Genomic DNA, 19952 nt, shown 5'->3' on the forward strand with positions numbered 1-19952 from the left:
AGTAAGTTTGTTCAAATTTAATACCATATAAACGATATTTGTATCATCAAAGCACTTAGTTTTGTGTTAAAAAATGTTAAATCAAAAAACACAAATCATTAACTGGCTTTTCGCATCTCAAATATTGCACTAGAAAATGAAGCTTTCATGAAAATTAATTTCTTTAAATACCAGGGCGCAGGCAACGATTTTATTTTAATAGACCACACCAACGAACAATTAAAAGACATTGATAACCAATTAGTTGAACAGCTATGCCATAGGAGATTTGGTATTGGCGCCGATGGATTAATGTTTATTACAAAACATGAGGATTATGATTTCGAAATGCATTATTTCAATGCAGATGGTAAACCTGGAAGCATGTGCGGCAATGGTGGCAGATGCATTGTGGCCTTTGCCAAACAACTCGGCATCATTGATCGGGAAACAAACTTTTTGGCAGTTGATGGCCCACATTATGCCAGAATTTCAGAAAACGGAGAATGGATCGATCTACAAATGATTGATGTTGATACCATTACAAAAGATAATGAAGCCTACGTACTAAATACTGGTTCGCCTCATTACGTTGCACTGAGAAGTAATTTAAAAGATTTTGATGTTTTTAGCGAGGGAAAAAATATACGCTATAATTCGACCTATGCAGAAAAAGGCATTAATGTCAACTTTGTTGAAGACAAAGGCGATCATTTATTTGTCCGCACTTATGAGCGTGGTGTTGAAGATGAAACCTATGCTTGTGGTACCGGCGTTACGGCGGTTGCCATGGCTATGGCCAAACATAAAAACCAAACCGGTCATATTAAAACTGATATTAAGGTTTTGGGGGGCGACATTAAAATAGAGTTCGATTACGATGGTAAAGTATTTACCAATGTATTTTTATGTGGACCGGCCAAATTGGTTTTCGAGGGAGAAGTGGGTTAGTGCGTTTGCTTAACGATCAATTTTCAGAAACTTAACGTATTTAGCAACGATCGAGCATTTAGTGTAAAATATACACCAATGCCATTTTCTGTTTAGTAAAACAAACAGGACCAATCAAAAAAATAAGATTATTTTAAGCAATTTAACAGCTTTTAACAACTGTCTCAAGATATTTACAAGCGTCATTTTAGAATACAAAAAACGATTAAAACACTGATAAACAATATTTTAATCACACATAAGACGTATCTAACCCCGAAAATAAATCAATCGATTGATTAAATGACAGAATTTGGACAGATATATTTTTGCTTAGGCGCTATTTTTGGAAAATAATTCCGGAAATCGAAGTCATAATTTTTGGCGACGCTCTTAATTCCCGGAAATTCAAATTTATACACACACAGAAATAGTCCATGAGAAAAGTTACAACTCTCTTTTTTAGCATGAGCATTGGTATGCTTTTAGCATCTTGCGGAAACAATGATGATGCGAAAAAAGCAGCAGCTGCTGCTGCGGCAGCTGGTCCACAAGCCTATCCGGTTTTTACCGTAAATACACAAAATACCACTTTAGATTCTGATTATCCTGCAACCATTGAAGGTATCCAAAATATCGACATCCGCCCAAAAGTTGATGGCTTTATTGAAAAGATTTTTGTTGACGAAGGTGCCGTGGTCAAAAAAGGCCAGTTACTTTTCACCATTAATGCGCCTCAGTACGAACAACAGGTACGCACAGCAAGAGCGGCCATCAGTAGTGCAGAGGCTGATGTTAATGCTGCCCAGTTAACCGTAAACAAAACCAGGCCATTGGTAGAAAAAGACATTATTAGCAAATACGATCTTGACGCTGCCCAATTAACATTGCAAAGCAGAAAAGCAGCGTTGGCACAGGCAAAGGCTGAACTGGTAAATGCACAGGTTAACTTAGGCTATACCTCTGTTAAGAGCCCTGTTGATGGTGTAGTTGGCAGTATTCCTTTCAGAAATGGAAGTTTAGTAAGCAGTACCAGTACACAGCCTTTAACAACAGTTTCCAATATATCAAAGGTTTATGCTTACTTCTCTTTAAATGAGAAACAACTACTTGATTTTTCCAGAACATATAAAGGAAATACTTTGGCCCAGCAAATGAAAAATATTCCAGCAGTAAGTCTGGTACTTGCAGATGGAACAGTTTACGCCCAAAATGGTAAAATTGAATCCATTAACGGACAGATTAATACCAGCACGGGTTCTGCAAGTTTAAGAGCCACTTTCCCTAACCCCACGTCTTTATTAAAAAATGGCGCCAGCGCATCTGTAAGGGTTCCGCAGCACATTGAGAATGCCATTCTAATTCCTCAAAAATCAACAATCGATTTACAGGGTAAAAAGTTCGTTTATGTTTTAGGTGACTCTGCTAAAGTAATTAACACGGAAATTGAGATTATGGATTTGGCCAAAGGAAAGTTCTATGTAGTAACCAAAGGCCTTAAAAGTGGAGATAAAATTGTTTTGGAAGGCTTCCAATCGTTAAAAGACGGAACAAAAATCAAACCAGAAGAAAAAAGTGCCGATTCAGTTTATGCTGAGATCAAGAAATAACAATATCATGTTGCTTATCACACTTTCATAGTGTAATCAATATTAATTATGTTTAAGAAATTTATAGAAAGACCGGTTTTATCAACGGTTATATCCATCATCATCGTTATACTCGGTGTTTTAGGTTTAGCTACGTTGCCGGTTTCACAATACCCGGAAATTGCCCCACCAACGGTGCAGGTTTCTACATCATACCAAGGTGCCAATGCCGATGTGGTGATGAATAGTGTGGTTGTTCCTCTGGAAGAGCAGATAAACGGTGTGGAAGACATGACCTACATGACTTCAAGCGCCAGTAACGATGGTACCGCAACCATTACAGTAAACTTTAAATTAGGTACCAATCCCGATCTGGCAGCAGTTAACGTACAGAACAGGGTTGCACGCGCGACCAGTTTATTACCTGCAGAGGTAACCAAGTCGGGTGTGATTACCGCGAAAAGACAAGCGAGTAACGTATTGATATTTGGTTTGTATAGCGACGATCCTTCCTACGATCAGAAGTTTTTGCAGAATTATGCCAATATCAACATCATTCCACAGATTAAAAGGATCAATGGTGTTGGTGATGCGAGTGCGTTTGGAACGCTGGATTATACCATGCGGATCTGGTTAAAGCCCGATGTGATGGCCACTTACGGCCTGGTGCCAAACGACGTTAGCGTTGCCCTTGCCGATCAGAACGTGGAGGCTGCCCCGGGTCAGTTTGGAGAGCTTGGTAATCAGGCATTTCAGTACACCCTAAAATATACAGGCAGATTAAAAGATGAAGCGCAGTTTGGCAATATCATTATCCGCACAACTGATAATGGCCAGATTCTTCGATTAAAAGACATTGCAAGGATTGAGTTAGGTGCCCAAAGTTATGCCAGTTCGGTTAAATTCAACGGAAAACAGGCATTGGGTATCGCCATCAACCAAACGGCGGGTTCCAACGCAAAAGAAGTAATCGAGAATTCTATTAAAACCCTTGATGAAGCGCAAAAATCCTTTCCAAAGGGGGTACACTACTCCACATTGGTTAACGTTAACGACTTTTTAGATGCATCGATTGAAAAAGTACTTCATACCTTAATTGAAGCATTTATTCTGGTATTCTTGGTGGTGTTTATCTTCTTACAGGATTTCCGTTCAACCTTAATTCCGGCAATTAGTGTACCAGTGGCTATTATCGGAACGTTCTTTTTCCTGAGTTTATTCGGATTTACCATCAACCTGCTCACCTTATTTGCCTTGGTATTGGCAATTGGTATTGTGGTAGATGATGCGATTGTGGTAGTCGAAGCCGTACACGCCAAACTAGATGAAGGTTATACAGACGCCAAAAAAGCAACCATTGATGCCATGGACGACATTAGTGGAGCAATTATATCGATTACGCTGGTAATGGCTGCCGTGTTTATCCCGGTGAGTTTTATCTCCGGATCATCAGGCGTATTTTATAAACAATTTGGTTTAACACTGGCGATTTCGATTATTTTGTCGGCCATTAACGCCTTAACATTAAGTCCGGCATTATGTGCTTTATTCTTAAAACCGCATAAAGAAGAACACAAAAAATCTAAAAACTTTTTACAGCGTTTCTACGATGCTTTCAATACCTCTTTCGATGCCGTAACCGGAAAATATAAAAAATCGGTAAGTTTTCTTTCCAGAAAAAAATGGATCGTTGGTTTGGCTATTGCCTTTTTCGTTGGACTACTGGTTTGGACAATGAATACTACACCCAAAGGTTTCGTGCCAAATGAGGATTTGGGAACCATTATGAGTGATATTTCCTTACCGGCGGGAACTTCGCAGGAAGAAACCAGTGTGATCATTACCAAGATTGATAGTATTGCGCACCAGATACCAGAAATTAAAAATACGTTAAGGATTGTTGGCCGAAGCATGATCAGTGGTTCAGGCAGTTCATACGGTATGGTAATTTCCCGTTTAACACCATGGGATGAACGTAAGGGCCGAGACGTAAAAGCGATTATTGGCGAATTGTTTGCAAAAACAGCAGGCATTAAAGGGGCTAAAATTATTTTCTTTGCGCCGCCAACTATCCAGGGTTTCGGTACCAGTGGTGGTTTTGAGTTCCAGTTACAGGATAAAACTGGTGGAGATATCAAAAAATTCAACGAAATTGGAAATGGATTTCTAGCAGCGTTAAGTAAACGTCCCGAAATCCAATATGCATCTACTTCTTTTAATCCAAATTTCCCGCAATATCAGATTGATGTAAATGTGGCCAAGGTTAAACAGGCAGGCCTGAATGTTAGTGATGTATTGGGTGTAATGCAAGGCTATTATGGCGGTGTTTATGCCTCAAATTTCAACAAATTTGGTAAACAGTTTAGGGTAATGTATCAGGCCGATGCGCAGTACCGGGCAAATGAGCAAACTTTAACCCGCATTTTCGTTAGAACCTCTTCGGGGCAAATGGCTCCGGTATCGGAATTTATAACGTTAACCAAAGTATATGGACCACAAGCCATTTCGCGTTTCAACTTGTTTACTTCAATATCGGTAACGGGTAACCCAAATGCCGGCTACAGTTCAGGTGATGCATTAAAAGCTGTTCAGGAAGAGGCAGCCAAAAACCTTCCGGCAGGTTACGGTTACGAATTCTCGGGTTTATCACGTGAGGAGATGGCAGGCGGAAGCCAGACGGTTTTTATCTTTTTACTTTGTGTAATCTTTGTTTATTTCTTACTCGCAGCACAATACGAAAGTTATATTTTACCATTAGCGGTTTTATTTTCTTTACCGGTTGGTTTAGCAGGTGTATTCGTTTTCGATAAAATCTTCAGTGTAGATAATAACATTTATACGCAGATTACGCTGATCATGCTTGTGGGGCTTTTAGCCAAAAATGCGATTTTGATTGTAGAATATGCAGTAGATAGAAGAAGAAAAGGCATGAGCATTGCCAATGCCGCAATTGATGGTGCAACAGCACGTTTACGCCCTATTTTAATGACCTCTTTCGCTTTCATTCTTGGTTTACTACCGCTGATGTTATCATCAGGTGTTGGTGCAGCAGGTAACACCTCAATTGGTACCGGAGCGGTAGGCGGTATGTTAATCGGAACTATATTTGGTATTTTCGTTATCCCCGCCCTGTTTATCGTCTTTCAATCCTTACAAGAGCGAATCAGCAATAAATCGCCTTTTAACGAGGGCATTGACCATGAACAAACGCAAGAAGAATACGAATTGGCTACTGCGAACAGTAAACATTAATAGTAAAAAAATGAATTTTAGATATAAACATTCCCTTTTAATCGGTTTAGCCATCGTTGCCCTGAGTGCTTGCGTAACTAAAAAATACGAGCGCCCTCAGTTAAAAAGCGAGGGTTTGTACCGGGATAATAATACAACGGATACCACTACAATGGCCGACCTGCAATGGCGAACATTGTTTTCGGATACGACCTTACAGTCGCTGATCCAACAAGGCATAAATGAAAATTTAGACTTGAAACAGGCCATTGAGCGGATCAAAATTGCCGAGGCTACCCTGATCCAAAGTCGTGGGGCATTACTACCAAGCTTACAGGCTGATGTAAATGTAACTGATAATAAACAATCGCAAGCCTCTTTGAACTTTCCTCCCGGGATAAATATTAACTTGGAAACCCAAACCTATAAGGCACAGCTGAGCACCAGTTGGGAAGCCGATATATGGGGGAAATTAACAAGTGCAAAACGTGGCGCATATGCAACTCTGTTACAAACCGATGCGGCAAAAAGAGCTGTCCAAACACAGTTAATTGCTACTATTGCCAATAACTATTATACTTTATTGGCACTTGATAAACAATTGGCCATTACTGAACAAACCATTAAGGTGAGAGCTCAGGATGTGGAGACCATGAAAGAACTGAAACAAGGCGCAGTAGTAAATGGTGCGGCGGTTGTGCAAAGTGAAGCCAATCTGTATGCTGCACAGGTAACTTTGCCTGATTTAAAAAGAAGCATTAAAGAGGCTGAAAATGCATTAAGTGTACTGGTAGGAAAAGCACCGGATGCAATTAACCGAACCACCTTAGATCAGCAGACCCCTTATGCCAATTTACAAACAGGTGTTTCAGCACAGTTATTAAAAAACCGTCCGGATGTAATCGCTGCAGAATTTGGTTTTAGATCAGCGTTTGAAAACACCAACGTTGCCAAGGCCTACTTTTACCCTGCTTTAACCATTACTGCAGCCGGTGGATTATCCAGTTTACAATTACAGGATTTTTTCAGCAAATCTATCTTTTATAATTTAGTGGGCGGTTTAACACAGCCAATTTTTGCCAGGGGAGCAAACAAAGCCCGCCTAAAAACCGCTGAAGCCAATCAACAGATTGCTTTTTACAACTTTCAACAAACACTGTTAACGGGTGGACAGGAAGTTTCAAATGCCTTGTATGCTTACCAGACTGCTGCTGAGAAAGAAGAAACAAGAACAAAACAAATTGCCTCTTTAACAAAAGCAGTAGATTTTACCAAAGAGTTACTACGCTACAGCTCAGCGACAAATTATACTGATGTGTTAACTTCAGAACAAAGCTTATTAACAGCTCAATTAAATGGGATTAACGATCGATTACAAAAACTGCAGTCGGTGGTAAATCTGTACCGTGCATTGGGCGGTGGCTGGAAATAAATAATCATCAAAAAGTACATTACAGGCATTCTGAGTTACAGGATGCCTTTTTTTGTGGTTAAATAAAGAGGTAATTTTCATCCCGAGGGATTATTTATTGTATAAAAATCAATAAAAATGACAGGTAAATTTTAAGTAGATAATGTCCATCGAGAAATCGTCAGTCCCAACTTGATTGGGAACCACGAAGTGCTCATGAATGCCGCTATATAAAAGCAAACACTGATGAATAATCTTGAAACGCTCTCATTAAGATTCCCGCATGCGCGGGAATGACGACCTTACGAGTAAATTCTGGCAATGGTAGCGCAGCGAAGGATCTTAAAAATAAGATATCCCCTTGCGGGATCAGAAAATTAAACGACTGCATTACAGTCCCTTTTCAATGCAGCTTAAAATTCAGTATATTTTTATCCCCAAAATGGTCTGGTTTTTTTGATGTAAACGCAAAATATTGTAAGTTTAAATTTTTTTAAGCGCTTAGCTTAGAAAAATTTTTAAACCAATCAATGTTACGTGTAGATAGCGCTAAAGCCTGTAAAGTGGTGTACTCATTGTGCAAACATGAGTATCTGGGCTATTTAATTGAACCACATGTAGTTCAGCTAAATCCACAGGGAGATTTTTCCTTTACTTATCAACGAATTTTCACACATACCGCGGAAGAATTTAATGCCTGTTTAAGTGACATTGATTATAAGCTGATCAGGATTTTGGATGATATTGAGCAGGATTCGCTGATTAAAAAATATTATAAAAAATTAATCAGGCCTACTGAGTTCTTTACCAAAATTTTCGACGATAAGTTTTATGAAAACGTCCGTCCTAAAATTGAAAAGAAACTTGCCGAGGTTTTAGAAATCTTAAAGGTAAAAAATGAACTTTACATAATGGACAAAGATGGCTGGCCTGTAGAGCGTAAAATCGAACTTGCCAACGAGCCTGCATCTATCCTTTTCCATTTCCGGAGGAACGAAACGGAAACCCGTTATTTCCCGACCATCAAATATCAGAACCTGCGCATTGAATTCATGTTTAAAGAAGCGCAGATTATCAGCAATAAACCTGCCTGGTTATTGCTAAACGATGTGTTATACTTTTTCGACCAGGATATTGAGGGCAAAAAATTACAGCCCTTTTTAAACAAACGCTTTATTGCGATACCCAAAACAACCGAAGCTACATATTTCGAAAAATTTGTTGCGCCCCTGATCGAAAAACACCACGTATATGCGGAAGGTTTCGAAATCAGGACCGAACAATTTGAAGCTATACCAGTAATTAAGGTATTATATGTTGATGGTGGTCTTTCTCAGATCCAGCTATACTTCAAATATGGGGAATATACTTTCCCGGTAGAAAATGCACATAAAGTTACGGTACGTTTAGAAAAAACGGCTGACAACTATATTTTCCACCGCATTAAACGTTCTGCAGACTGGGAGAAAAAGCAGTTTAACCTACTTCTCTCGTTAGGGCTAAAGAAAACAAGTTCTTTATTCAGTAATCTGGAAGTAGCTTCTGCTGAAGAAAACCCGAGTTATGCCGCAATAAACTGGGTAAATGAGCATATTGAGATCTTAGAGGCATCGGGTTTTGAAATTGAACAGGCTACCGGGCAGAAAAAATTTGTACTTGGTGCCAGTAAAATCGATCTGGAGGTTAAAGAGGGGAATGACTGGTTCGATATCCATGCCGTGGTTTGGTTCGGTAAATACCAGATCCCTTTCCTATCGTTAAAACAGCATATCTTACATAAAAAACGTGAGTTTTTACTGCCTGATGGAGAGGTAGCCATTATTCCTGATAAATGGTTTACACAATACGGCAGTTTGTTCAGTCTTGCAGAAGCCGGACAAACGCTTAAATTAAAGAAACACCATATTGGTTTAATTAACGACCTGGCAGAAGATAGTTTGGCAAATGTGACGCTCGAACGCAAGCTCCAAAGGTTATCAGACTTTGAAGATATTGCCGACACACAGATGCCGGTAAATTTTAAAGGTAGTTTGCGCGATTACCAGAAAGCCGGCTATAACTGGTTCAGCTTTTTACGTGAATACAACTTTGGTGGATGTTTGGCCGATGACATGGGATTGGGTAAAACCATCCAAACACTGGCCATGCTGCAAAAAGTGAAAGAAGAGGATCAATTGCTTGAAACGCAGACTACCTCGCTCATTATCATGCCCACTTCCTTAATTTATAACTGGTTAACAGAGGCTAAAAAATTTACACCAAAGCTCAAAATACTGGCGCATACAGGCACCAATCGGAATAAAGATGTAGCCAATTTTACAAATTACGACATTATCATCACTACCTATGGAGTAACAAGGGTAGATATAGACGAATTGAAAAATTTCTATTTCAATTATATTATTCTGGATGAAAGTCAGAATATCAAAAACCCGGCATCAAAATCGTTCAAGGCGGTTAGAAGCTTAAAATCGAAACACAAACTGATTCTGAGTGGTACTCCGGTAGAAAATTCGGTAAGTGATTTATGGTCTCAATTAACTTTTCTAAACCCTGGTTTATTGGGTACGCAGGCATTTTTTTACGAAGAATATGTGCAGGCAATAGAAAAGAAAAAAGACGAAGAAAAAGCGCGTAAGCTGCAGTCTATTATCAAACCTTTTGTGCTGCGCAGAACAAAAGAACAGGTAGCGGCAGAATTACCACCTAAAACAGAACAGGTAATTTACTGCGATATGAGCGAAGACCAGGCCGCCTATTACGAAAAAACCAAATCGGCCTACCGTAACGATTTATTGCAAAGTATGGATGATGGAACCTTCGCGCAGAAACAGGTTCAGCTTTTACAGGGATTAACGGCTTTGCGCCAGTTGGCCAACCACCCTATAATGATTGATGGTGAGTACATATCCGATTCGGGCAAATTTGAAAATGTAATCCATACTTTGGATAATGTACTTAAGGGGGGGCATAAGGTTTTGGTTTTTTCACAATTCGTAAAACACCTGGATATTTTCAAAAAACATTTTGAAGCTGAGCATATCCCTTTTGCTTATTTAGATGGCTCAACCCGTAACCGTGGGGAGATCGTTTCTGAATTTCAGCAAAATTCGGACCTGAAGGTTTTCTTAATCTCCATCAAAGCTGGTGGTGTTGGCCTAAACCTAACCCAGGCTGATTATGTTTTCATCCTCGATCCATGGTGGAATCCGGCGGTAGAACAGCAGGCTATTGACAGAACGCACCGTATTGGCCAGGATAAAAAGGTTTTCATTTATAAATTTATTGCAAAAGACACGGTTGAAGAGAAAATCCTGGCTTTACAGAACCGCAAAAAATCTTTAGCCAATTCATTGATTACCACAGAAGAAAGTTTCTTTAAATCGCTGAGTAAAGAGGATATCAGGGATATTTTAAACTAATATAAAGTATTTACAGTCATTAGTCCATTGGTTATTATAGCCTATACGAGCAGGTTGAATTTTGGAAGTAAATCAGCCGCGTGCGTCAATTGATCTGTAACGAAGCGGAAAGCTACGAAGTAAACCGAGCCTTAAGCGGGCACACTGAAGGTCATTTATTTCAGGGTCTTAATAACAATAAGATTTAAAATTCTTTTCAAACTCATTCCCTCCTTACTTGTTATACAGTAGAACATAAATTCTACCATTATGACAAATCAAGATTTTAATACCGCAGTAAACAATGTAAAAGAGGCATGGAAATATCCAGAGTTATTTGAAAATGTTTCAAAATCAGAGCGTTGGTTATCAGGCGCTGCAGGCACATATCTGCTTTTCAAGGGTATCACCAGCATTTTCTCACATCCTGTAATTGGCCTAACTGGCGCAGCCATTGGTGCCGGACTACTTTACCGTGGTATTACAGGCTATTGCCCCATGCGCGATCTGGCAGAGCAACGCAAAGAAGATATCGCCCCTGATGAAGTAGTAATTACAGAAACCTATGTTGTTGACGATTTAGGGTAAAATTTTAAATACTAAATTTCTATTTCTTAATAAACTGGTTAACTTTAACAAGTTAAACCACAATCATGAACAAATACACACTATTATTTATCCCGGCACTTTTTGCAGGGCAAGTTATGGCACAAGATAAGAAACCAGATCCTGCCAATGATCCGAAAACAACGGAGGTTTGGGAACCTGTTCCGAAAATTGTTACGCCGGGTAAATTGCCTCAGGATGCACCGTCTGATGCTATTATTCTTTTTAATGGTAGAAATTTAGATGCATGGCACTCTGTTAAAGACCCATCTAAGCCAGCAGCATGGACAATTGATGATGGATTTTTTACCGTTAAAAAAGGGACAGGAAATATCGAGACAAATAAAAAATTTACAGATTACCAACTGCATCTGGAATGGAAAATCCCTGAGAACATTTCTGGAGAAGGTCAGGCACGTGGAAATAGCGGCGTATTTTTAGCTTCAACCGGTGGTGGCGATGATGGTTACGAAATCCAGATTCTGGATGTTTTTAACAATAAAACTTATGTGAACGGACAAACAGGAAGTGTTTATAAACAGGCAATTCCTTTAGCTAATGCCAACAAAAAACCTGGCGAATGGCAATATTATGATATCATCTGGAATGCGCCACGTTTTAACGAAGACGGAACTGTATTAAAACCAGCAAGTGTGACCTTGTTCTTAAATGGTGTACTTTTACAGAACGGATTTGTATTAAAAGGGGCAACCAGGTATATCGGTACTCCTGAATATAAAAAACATGGTCCGTCTTCGATAAAATTACAAGATCACGGTGATCCGAGCCCTGCCATTAGCTACAGAAATATTTGGGTAAGGGAATTATAATTTCAACAGACCGAAATATGGTCCTCGTTTAAAACGAGGATCAACGAGAATTGCGATTGTATCGCTAATGAACTATAGTCACATTAAAAATGTGAATCTCATACATCCCCGTTGCAAACGGTGACGATACAAAGTAAGAGAATTATAATTTCAACAAAAAAACAATAAAAAACCTGCAGGCCAAAAGTTTGCAGGTTTTGTTTTATAGATAATTTGGCTGACAACCATACATTTGATACCCTTAACCTTAGCTGTTATAACTTTAAGAACTTTGAAGCATTTCCATGTATAACTCCCTGCTCATCATTTCAGCTCCTAAACTCATTAAATGATCATTTGGCAACTGGCAATCGATCAAATCGATATTCATTTTACTTAAAAAGATTAATGCTGCTTTTGAAGCATTACTTACATGGCTGAACATACTTTCGCCACAAAAAACACGGTTAATCTTTAAACCATATAAGCCCCCCACCAATTTCTCATCCTGCCAAACCTCTACGCTGTGTGCATACCCATGGTTGTGGAGCCTGATATAAGCATTTTGCATTTCATTGGTAATCCATGTGCCATCCTGCCCTTTTCTAGGCGATGTGGCGCAGTTTTGAATTACCTGGGCAAAAGCCTGGTTAAAAGTAATTATAAAAACCGCGTGGTTTAAAATTTTTCTCATGCTTTTACTGATCTTGATTTTATCGGGGTAAATCACACAGCGTTCGTGCGGCGAATACCAGAGAATCGGTTCACCTTCACTAAACCATGGAAATATACCATTTGAGTAGGCAATCAGTAACCGTTCCATACTTAAGTCGCCCCCAATGGCCAATAAACCATCGTCCTCTGCCAAAGCCGGATCAGGAAAACCTGGGTGATCATCTAGTAACTGAAAAAGCATGGTCAAAAATAAGAAAGAAAACAAAGATTAAACCCTTGGGTTTTAAACAAGTCATATTGTAAAACGGTCCATTATGAACACGAAAGATAATTTTTTAAAAGTAAAACATCTTTACAACCGGGCAGGCTTTGGCATTTCTTATGCTGACTTACAAAAATTAAGCAGAAAAAAACTAGATAAAGTAGTAGACAATTTGCTTAAGGATTCCCAAAAAGACGATCCGATTCAATTAGTAAATGATTTTGAATCAAGACGACAACTTTTGGTACAAGCCGGTTTATATGCGAAAAAAGATCTTTCAGAAGACGAAAAGAAAATGCGTCAGCAGATTATCCGTGAACAGAATGAAGTGAGCCGCGACCTGAATATTGCTTTCGTTACCAAAATGATCAATACTGATGCTCCACTGAGGGAAAAGATGACCCTGTTTTGGCATGGACATTTTGCCTGCCGCAGCAACAATCCGTTTTTTGCGCAACAATTAAACAATATTCAACGGGCAAATGCCTTAGGAAGCTTTAAAACCTTATTGGTCGAGGTATCTAAGTCGCCTGCCATGCTGCAATACCTCAATAACCAACAAAATAAAAAGGGTAAGCCAAATGAGAATTTCGCCCGGGAGCTGATGGAGCTTTTTACCTTAGGAAGGGGAAATTATTCAGAACAGGACATTAAAGAATCTGCCCGTTCCTTTACCGGCTGGATGTACGACAAAGACGGCTCGTTTATTTTCAGGAAGAACCAGCACGATAACGGCACAAAAACGTTTTTCGGCAAAATCGGGAATTTTGAGGGCGAAAACATTATTGATATTATTCTCGAGAAACCAGAAACCGCAAAATTTATTGCCTGGAAAGTATATAAATTCTTCGTTAATGATCATCCAAATGAGACACACGTTGACGAACTCGCCACAAATTTTTATAACTCGAAATACGATATCGCGTCGATGATGAAAAAAATGTTTACTTCCGATTGGTTTTATAGTCCGGAAAATGTAGGCACAAAGATTAAATCGCCAGCCGAATTTTTAGTGGGTTTAAGCCGTGAGTTTTATGTTACGTATAACAAACCTCAGGTTTTAATACAGCTACAAAGCAGTTTGGGCCAATATTTATTTAACCCACCCAATGTTGCGGGCTGGCCTGGCGGACAAAGCTGGATTGATAGTTCATCGTTAATGTTAAGGATGCGGATTCCTTCGCTTGTGCTAAATGATGGGGAAATTGATTTTAGTGGAAAAGCAGATCCTGAAGATGAAGCTGTAATTGCTTTGAGCCGCACGGCAACCACTAACGCAAATGCCAATGCAAAACCAAAATCATACGTCAATGCAATTGCAGATTGGCCTAAATTTTTAAGCACTTTACCAAAAGGATTAACGCCATTAGAGCTTACCGAGTTTTTATTGCAACCCAAATTAAACTCCAAAATCACCACCATGGTGAGTGATAATAAAGGGTTGCGAAGTACAGCAGTAGAAATTACCAGCATGCCGGAATATCAGTTGTGCTAGACTAAATGCTGGCTGATGGTTTGATGGCTGATAGCCGTTTCACTAAAAAACCAGATCATCAAACAGAATAAGTGAACAAAAACACTAACAAGATGAACAGAAGAAATTTTTTAAGAAATACAGGGTTTGTTGCAGCAGGTTCGCTATTTGTTCCTGCTTTTATGAAACCGCTTGAGGCTATGGCACTTGATGAATTAAGCCTCTATAAAAATCTGATTGTTGTACAGCTTTCTGGCGGAAATGATGGCCTTAATACAGTTATTCCTTTTGGAAATGATATTTACTATCAAAAGCGAAATAGTATTGCCATTAAACCCGAATCAATAATTAAACTGAATGATATGCAGGGGCTAAATCCCAACATGGCTGCCCTGCAAGAAATTTACGATCAGGGCTGGATGACGATAATCAATGACGTTGGCTATCCGAATCCCGACCGTTCGCACTTTAGATCGATGGATATCTGGCAAACCGGCAGCGATAGCAATCAATTTTTATCAACCGGATGGATTGGCCGCTATTTAGATAGCAATTGCAAAACCTGCAAATTCCCTTATACCGCGATAGAAGTTGACGACTCACTTTCTTTGGCCATGAAAGGTCAGACTAAAAAAGGGATTGCGTTAATAGATCCTGCAGCTTTGTTCCGCAATACCAATGATCCTTTTTTTAAGGCCATGCTGCAGAATGACAAGGAACATTTGGATGAAGATAACTTAGGTTATTTATATAAAACCATGATCGAAACCTCTTCTTCAGCCAGTTATATACAAAATACTTCCAAAGTTTATCAGTCTAAATTTACCTACCCTAATTCAGGCTTTGCCAATCAATTGAAAACGGTTTCAAAATTTATCTCTTCAGGATTAAAAACAAGGGTGTATTATGTGTCGTTAAGCGGTTTTGATACACATGTGAACCAGATTGGTCAGCAAGGCAACCTGCTTAAACAATATAGCGAGGGTATAGCTGCTTTCTTAAAAGATCTAAAATCGAACAATAAACTTGAGGATACCCTGGTGATCACATTCTCTGAATTTGGCCGAAGGGTAGAGCAAAATGCCAGTAACGGTACCGATCATGGAACCGCAAATAATATGTTCGTTTTTGGCGGCAGATTGAAGAAGCAGGGGATTTTCAATGCAGCACCTAACCTGAGTGATTTAGACACCGGAGACTTAAAATACCAGTTGGATTTCAGACAGGTTTACGGTACTATTTTAGATAAATGGCTGGATGTAAATAATGCTGACATCCTGAATAAGAAATTTAATACCCTGGATTTTATATAAGGTATACAAAGAAGTCAAGTTTAATAACCGACTTTGCTATGAATAATCGACTTTGCTATGAAACTTGACTTCTTTATTATTTACTTCCTTTTTAATACATATACCGGCCTATTGCTATCCTTATCAATCTGCTCGGCATAAACACTAAATAATTCATAACCATAGGCTTTCATTTTGTTCACGCCATCTATAGGTGAATTAAATTCGAGTTTTTTACCATCATCATCCCTGATGTACAGTTCACTATAATCGCCTACCTTTTGTCCGTATTCGAGGGCAATCCATTGTTTATCGGCTAAGAGGCTTTTAACTGAGCGAATTTGGATGTAATCTACATGGATGTCGGTCAATTTCATACCGTTTACATTTTGTGCTTTGGCATTAAATAGGCCAAAGCCCGCGACTATTGCCGCTGCAAGTGTCAATTTTTTCATATTGTCTTTCCTTTGTGTGTAATTCTAAATTACAAAGAATCCAAATAGAATATATGAACGAGCTGTAACAAAATATCCGATATTAAATCTTAACGTAAAAAACACCATGAACTTTTTAGGCAATATTATCTGGATTATTTTTGGCGGTATCTTTATTTTCTTCGAATATGTTATCGGAGGGTTAATCCTTTGCCTTACCATTATTGGGATTCCTTTTGGCATTCAGTGCTTTAAATTTGCCATTGTAGGCTTGGCACCTTTTGGTGTTAAAATTACCGATACTTCATCAAATACCGGCTGCTTATCTACCATCATGAATCTAATCTGGATTTTCTGTGGTGGCTTCTGGATTGCCCTAACGCATTTGTTTTTCGGTGTTCTGCTTTGCATTACTATAGTGGGCATTCCGTTCGGTCGTCAGCATTTTAAGCTGATGAATCTGGCCTTTACACCTTTCGGAAAATCTATTTCCTGATATTATCATCTATATAAATCCATCATTTCGACCGTAGCGGAGAAATCTGTAATATAAAGTTCTTCTATAGATTTCTCCATTCCGCTTCGCCCCAGTCGAAAGAACGACCGATCCTTACTAAAAAATCTGCGAGGCCGGGTAGCAGGGAGGAGATGGGATAATTGGAGCGATTTCTTTCTTCCAAAAATCGTCATCTCGACCGTAGTGGAGAGATCTTTGGACTTTAAGCATAGAAAGATTTCTCTCCCGAACGTTCGGGACTGCGCTCCAGTCGAAAAGGACGGCAACTGTTCCTATGATATTTTCGGCATGGTAATAAGTTAAGCTATACAAATTTAAGAAGAGACCATATCATCTATACAATCAATCCTATTAATTTAGAATGCGCTATCGCTTCCGCACTATCATTAAATAAACAAGCTTCCACTCCTTTGTCTTTTACTTTTTTGAGCAATTCTATGGTTTCCACCTCTTTTTCAGGCCGGATATTTCGAATATAAACTGCTTCAATGTTTTGCGGGTATTTTTCTACTATCGAACTATAAATTTTCGGGTCCTGCTGCGAGTTATCGCCAAAGAACACAAACTTTTGATTAGGGAAGGTATCCAAAATCCTCATCACCCGTAATAATTTGCCTTCATGACCAGTTTTGCCTGTTCTAATTAAATCTTTCCATCTTTTAATTGTATTTAAAAGAAAAGCACCATCAGGCAGTTTATTAAACCTGAAAGTCTCCACCAAATAATCGTAAAGGTTCCATTCACTACTGCTGACATAAAAAAAAGGGTTGGGTTGATTTGGCTCCGTGTGTGAAAGGGCGAGTTGCTGATAGTGACTGGCTGTATCGGAAAAGGTTTTACGGGTATGCGGATTCTTGATAAACAACTCTCTCAACCTTCTGCCAACAGTTGCCGAATGAGAAACCATCACCGTATCATCCACATCAGAAATAAAAGCGTATTGAGTAATGTGTGGTACATATACCCTGCCCTCTCCGGTATTCAAAACAGATCCATCCAGATCAACAGCCTCCACTTTAACGTCGTGCCAGCCTGCCGGAACATCATGTCGGGCATCCCATTCAAACTTAAAAAAACCATCTCTTTCGGTTTTATGGTAAACCGTCTGATCCAAAAATTGCAAGCGCACCTCAACGAAAGCATAAGGTTTCAGGATAAAGAGTTTTAAAAGATGGATAATGTTTACAAACAAATTGTTACTGTAAACCTGCCGTGTTTTTGCCTTGCGTTTAAAAACATGACCATAAACAACCAGATTGTGTGCATGGCCATAACCGTGATATACTTTAACACTAACAGATTTATTCATCTATGTTAAAACAGAGTTTATTTAAAGTTGTTTGTTGATTAAACCATTAGGTAGCACATGAAATTATTATTCGTCATCAACCCAGGCTCAGGCAGCCATGATACTAATTTAAAGAAAGTAATTTCTACCCATTTCGATTCAAAAAACACGGAAATTGATCTTTTTGAATTACCGGAAGACTGCTCTTTAGAAAAGATTAAAGATAAGATCAGAAGTGCAAAAGCAGATCGTGTGGTAGCCGTTGGTGGCGATGGAACCTTAAAATTGGTTGCAGAATGTTTATTGCACACAGAAACACCGATCGGCATAGTTCCTGCGGGTTCGGCTAATGGGATGGCAAAAGAATTGGGTATACCTACTGATATTGAACAGGCTTTAGACATTCTGGATGAAGGCCATCTGCAAAAAATCCACGTGGTTAAACTTAACGACGAGATTTGCATCCACTTATCCGATTTGGGCTTTAATGCCTACCTGGTAAAGAAATTTGATACCCTGCCACAACGTGGTATGTTGGGCTACGCAAAAGCTACATGGCATGCCTTGTGGAACCATAAGCGAATGGATGTACAGTTGAAACTTAAAGATAAAACCATTACTTCTAAAGCAGCTATGGTTGCCATTGCCAATGCTACCATGTACGGAACCGGGTTAAAGATTAATCCTGACGGAAAATTAGATGATGATCTTTTTGAAGTGGTTTTAGTTAAAGATTACTCCTACCTGGAAATTATAAAGATATGGATCACTAAATTACCCTTCAACCCAAAAAAAATAGAGGTGTTTCAAACTGCTGAAGTAAAAATTTCCTCTAAACATAAAGCGCACTTCCAGGTAGATGGAGAGTACGTTGGAAAGTTAAATACAGTCGAAGCAAAAATCCTTCCTGCCGCCATAACAGTGGTTTTACCTGAAGCATTAAAAAACTGATCGATGAATTTTGATCGTAAAATATAACCTGAAAAATTCGGCAATAAAACAGATCCGGAATAAAATATCAAACCACCTCTCGCCCAGACTTAACATTTCAGGCAAAAAAGTGATAAAACCGATTGAAAATACCCATACGATTAAACGGAAGGGAAATTGAATGTAATAGGCAATAAAACCAAATTTCTTAAATAAGATTAATCCGATTGCCGAAATAAACAATGATACAAATAAGGGCAATAGTAAAATTACTTTAGCCTGTGAAAGGATCTGATCAGGAATTTCATTTAAATGCGTTAAAATCTGCCAAAATTGTCTGGCTAACAAAAAGATGCTGATGAGATCCAACAAAGCAAAAAATCGGCCGGTGTTCTTCATTACTTACAATACTTTGCTAAATAATCATCTGCTATTTTGCTTCCCATGTATTTAACAAAAAGGAAATCTTCACAGGCGCCTTGTTTATCGCCCTGTTTTATCTTTTTTAAGCCCATTTGAATGCGGTCTTCGAGGTATTCATCATCTATACCCAGCTGATTTTTGATTGCTATAATCTGAACTTCTTGTCCGGGTTTGGCCTGATCAATGTTCTTATAGAAATTAATTACTGAATTGGTGAGTGCCTCTTCAGCCTGATAATTGCGAATGGCTTCTTGAACCGCTTCATTTGATTTCCCTTCGCAATTGTAGCCTTGCAGTTTAAAATTAACCGGAGCCACGATCGAAACGGTTGTATCATAACCCGCCGGAACCTGCCACTTACCGCTGCTCATTCTAATTAAGCGTAGCGCTTCTTGGTCTAAGTCAGATAATATGCCTTTGCTCACTTTCGAAAAATAAACTTTCCCCTGTGCATTAAGCTTAAAACTGATGTTCACTGTACCCTGGATACAATTATCTTTAGAGAACTGTGGATAGATGGTATTTTGCGTTAAGAAGTTTGTAAAACCATTTTTACCGGATTTAAACTGAACCTGGGCTATGGCCAGCGAGCAAGAGAAAAACAAGCAGATGGTGAACAGTTTTTTCATTGTACTAATTTACTAAAAAAAGCTGAAAGCATTTTACCACAGAGAGACACTGGGTTTTTCACAGAGAAAATG

General features: G+C 38.9%; 16 protein-coding genes. 11 read left to right on the top strand and 5 right to left on the bottom strand.

Features of this window, described 5'->3' with window-relative positions:
• The first annotated feature begins 147 nt into the window (after positions 1–147).
• From dapF to BM107_RS14725, 7 genes are all read left to right on the top strand, one after another.
• Positions 148–930: a diaminopimelate epimerase gene (dapF, locus tag BM107_RS14695; protein ID WP_090984608.1), complete on the top strand. Its 783-nt coding sequence runs from the start codon at positions 148–150 to the stop codon at positions 928–930.
• Positions 931–1346: 416 nt separating this feature from the next.
• Positions 1347–2519 (top strand): efflux RND transporter periplasmic adaptor subunit, encoded by a 1173-nt coding sequence (locus BM107_RS14700; RefSeq protein ID WP_090984610.1) that lies wholly within the window; start codon positions 1347–1349, stop codon positions 2517–2519.
• Between the two features lie 48 nt (positions 2520–2567).
• Positions 2568–5750: an efflux RND transporter permease subunit gene (locus BM107_RS14705; protein WP_090984612.1), complete on the top strand. Its 3183-nt coding sequence runs from the start codon at positions 2568–2570 to the stop codon at positions 5748–5750.
• Between the two features lie 10 nt (positions 5751–5760).
• Positions 5761–7161: an efflux transporter outer membrane subunit gene (locus BM107_RS14710; protein ID WP_090984614.1), complete on the top strand. Its 1401-nt coding sequence runs from the start codon at positions 5761–5763 to the stop codon at positions 7159–7161.
• Between the two features lie 509 nt (positions 7162–7670).
• A complete protein-coding gene (locus tag BM107_RS14715) occupies positions 7671–10562 on the top strand; it encodes a DEAD/DEAH box helicase (RefSeq protein ID WP_090984616.1) in 2892 nt (963 codons plus the stop codon).
• Positions 10563–10811: 249 nt separating this feature from the next.
• A complete protein-coding gene (locus BM107_RS14720; RefSeq protein WP_090984618.1) occupies positions 10812–11129 on the top strand; it encodes a YgaP family membrane protein in 318 nt (105 codons plus the stop codon).
• A gap of 65 nt (positions 11130–11194) precedes the next feature.
• Positions 11195–11977: a 3-keto-disaccharide hydrolase gene (locus BM107_RS14725; RefSeq protein ID WP_090984620.1), complete on the top strand. Its 783-nt coding sequence runs from the start codon at positions 11195–11197 to the stop codon at positions 11975–11977.
• Between the two features lie 262 nt (positions 11978–12239).
• On the opposite strand, the gene aat is transcribed toward BM107_RS14725, so the two are convergent.
• The gene (aat, locus tag BM107_RS14730; RefSeq protein ID WP_090984622.1) at positions 12240–12872 is read right to left on the bottom strand and encodes a leucyl/phenylalanyl-tRNA--protein transferase; all 633 of its coding nucleotides are present in this window, start codon (positions 12870–12872) and stop codon (positions 12240–12242) included.
• Positions 12873–12945: 73 nt separating this feature from the next.
• Between aat and BM107_RS14735 the strand changes: the two genes are divergently transcribed.
• Entirely contained in the window at positions 12946–14388 is a 1443-nt protein-coding gene (locus tag BM107_RS14735; protein ID WP_090984624.1) for a DUF1800 domain-containing protein, read from the top strand.
• 92 nt (positions 14389–14480) lie between these two features.
• Complete coding sequence (locus BM107_RS14740; RefSeq protein WP_090984626.1) at positions 14481–15680, top strand: DUF1501 domain-containing protein; 1200 nt, start codon at positions 14481–14483, stop codon at positions 15678–15680.
• A gap of 80 nt (positions 15681–15760) precedes the next feature.
• On the opposite strand, the gene BM107_RS14745 is transcribed toward BM107_RS14740, so the two are convergent.
• Positions 15761–16114, bottom strand: coding sequence for a hypothetical protein (locus BM107_RS14745; protein ID WP_090984628.1), 354 nt, complete (start codon positions 16112–16114; stop codon positions 15761–15763).
• Positions 16115–16220: 106 nt separating this feature from the next.
• Here BM107_RS14745 and BM107_RS14750 point away from each other — a divergent pair, with 106 nt between their 5' ends.
• Positions 16221–16589, top strand: coding sequence for a YccF domain-containing protein (locus BM107_RS14750; protein WP_090984630.1), 369 nt, complete (start codon positions 16221–16223; stop codon positions 16587–16589).
• A 355-nt stretch (positions 16590–16944) separates the two neighbouring features.
• On the opposite strand, the gene BM107_RS14755 is transcribed toward BM107_RS14750, so the two are convergent.
• Positions 16945–17919 carry an App1 family protein gene (locus BM107_RS14755; protein ID WP_090984632.1) on the bottom strand — a complete coding sequence of 325 codons (975 nt, stop codon included), beginning with the start codon at positions 17917–17919 and terminating at the stop codon, positions 16945–16947.
• Between the two features lie 57 nt (positions 17920–17976).
• Between BM107_RS14755 and BM107_RS14760 the strand changes: the two genes are divergently transcribed.
• The gene (locus tag BM107_RS14760) at positions 17977–18849 is read left to right on the top strand and encodes a diacylglycerol/lipid kinase family protein (protein ID WP_090984634.1); all 873 of its coding nucleotides are present in this window, start codon (positions 17977–17979) and stop codon (positions 18847–18849) included.
• Here BM107_RS14760 and BM107_RS14765 read toward each other — a convergent pair.
• Both BM107_RS14765 and BM107_RS14770 read right to left on the bottom strand, forming a co-directional pair.
• Positions 18838–19227: a hypothetical protein gene (locus BM107_RS14765; RefSeq protein ID WP_090984636.1), complete on the bottom strand. Its 390-nt coding sequence runs from the start codon at positions 19225–19227 to the stop codon at positions 18838–18840. The genes BM107_RS14760 and BM107_RS14765 overlap by 12 nt on opposite strands.
• A complete protein-coding gene (locus tag BM107_RS14770) occupies positions 19227–19880 on the bottom strand; it encodes a TonB family protein (RefSeq protein WP_090984638.1) in 654 nt (217 codons plus the stop codon). Before BM107_RS14770 ends, BM107_RS14765 begins: the two co-directional genes overlap by 1 nt.
• Between the last annotated feature and the right edge of the window lie 72 nt (positions 19881–19952).

The organism is Pedobacter suwonensis, from assembly GCF_900111825.1.
Lineage (GTDB): Bacteria > Bacteroidota > Bacteroidia > Sphingobacteriales > Sphingobacteriaceae > Pedobacter > Pedobacter suwonensis.

What these genes read in the sequence shown, in the direction of transcription:
- dapF (WP_090984608.1), top strand. Translation starts at nt 148, where the DNA reads ATGAAAATTAATTTCTTTAAATACCAGGGCGCAGGCAACGATTTTATT.
- BM107_RS14700 (WP_090984610.1), top strand. Translation starts at nt 1,347, where the DNA reads ATGAGAAAAGTTACAACTCTCTTTTTTAGCATGAGCATTGGTATGCTT.
- BM107_RS14705 (WP_090984612.1), top strand. Translation starts at nt 2,568, where the DNA reads ATGTTTAAGAAATTTATAGAAAGACCGGTTTTATCAACGGTTATATCC.
- BM107_RS14710 (WP_090984614.1), top strand. Translation starts at nt 5,761, where the DNA reads ATGAATTTTAGATATAAACATTCCCTTTTAATCGGTTTAGCCATCGTT.
- BM107_RS14715 (WP_090984616.1), top strand. Translation starts at nt 7,671, where the DNA reads ATGTTACGTGTAGATAGCGCTAAAGCCTGTAAAGTGGTGTACTCATTG.
- BM107_RS14720 (WP_090984618.1), top strand. Translation starts at nt 10,812, where the DNA reads ATGACAAATCAAGATTTTAATACCGCAGTAAACAATGTAAAAGAGGCA.
- BM107_RS14725 (WP_090984620.1), top strand. Translation starts at nt 11,195, where the DNA reads ATGAACAAATACACACTATTATTTATCCCGGCACTTTTTGCAGGGCAA.
- aat (WP_090984622.1), bottom strand. Translation starts at nt 12,872, where the DNA reads ATGCTTTTTCAGTTACTAGATGATCACCCAGGTTTTCCTGATCCGGCT.
- BM107_RS14735 (WP_090984624.1), top strand. Translation starts at nt 12,946, where the DNA reads ATGAACACGAAAGATAATTTTTTAAAAGTAAAACATCTTTACAACCGG.
- BM107_RS14740 (WP_090984626.1), top strand. Translation starts at nt 14,481, where the DNA reads ATGAACAGAAGAAATTTTTTAAGAAATACAGGGTTTGTTGCAGCAGGT.
- BM107_RS14745 (WP_090984628.1), bottom strand. Translation starts at nt 16,114, where the DNA reads ATGAAAAAATTGACACTTGCAGCGGCAATAGTCGCGGGCTTTGGCCTA.
- BM107_RS14750 (WP_090984630.1), top strand. Translation starts at nt 16,221, where the DNA reads ATGAACTTTTTAGGCAATATTATCTGGATTATTTTTGGCGGTATCTTT.
- BM107_RS14755 (WP_090984632.1), bottom strand. Translation starts at nt 17,919, where the DNA reads ATGAATAAATCTGTTAGTGTTAAAGTATATCACGGTTATGGCCATGCA.
- BM107_RS14760 (WP_090984634.1), top strand. Translation starts at nt 17,977, where the DNA reads ATGAAATTATTATTCGTCATCAACCCAGGCTCAGGCAGCCATGATACT.
- BM107_RS14765 (WP_090984636.1), bottom strand. Translation starts at nt 19,227, where the DNA reads ATGAAGAACACCGGCCGATTTTTTGCTTTGTTGGATCTCATCAGCATC.
- BM107_RS14770 (WP_090984638.1), bottom strand. Translation starts at nt 19,880, where the DNA reads ATGAAAAAACTGTTCACCATCTGCTTGTTTTTCTCTTGCTCGCTGGCC.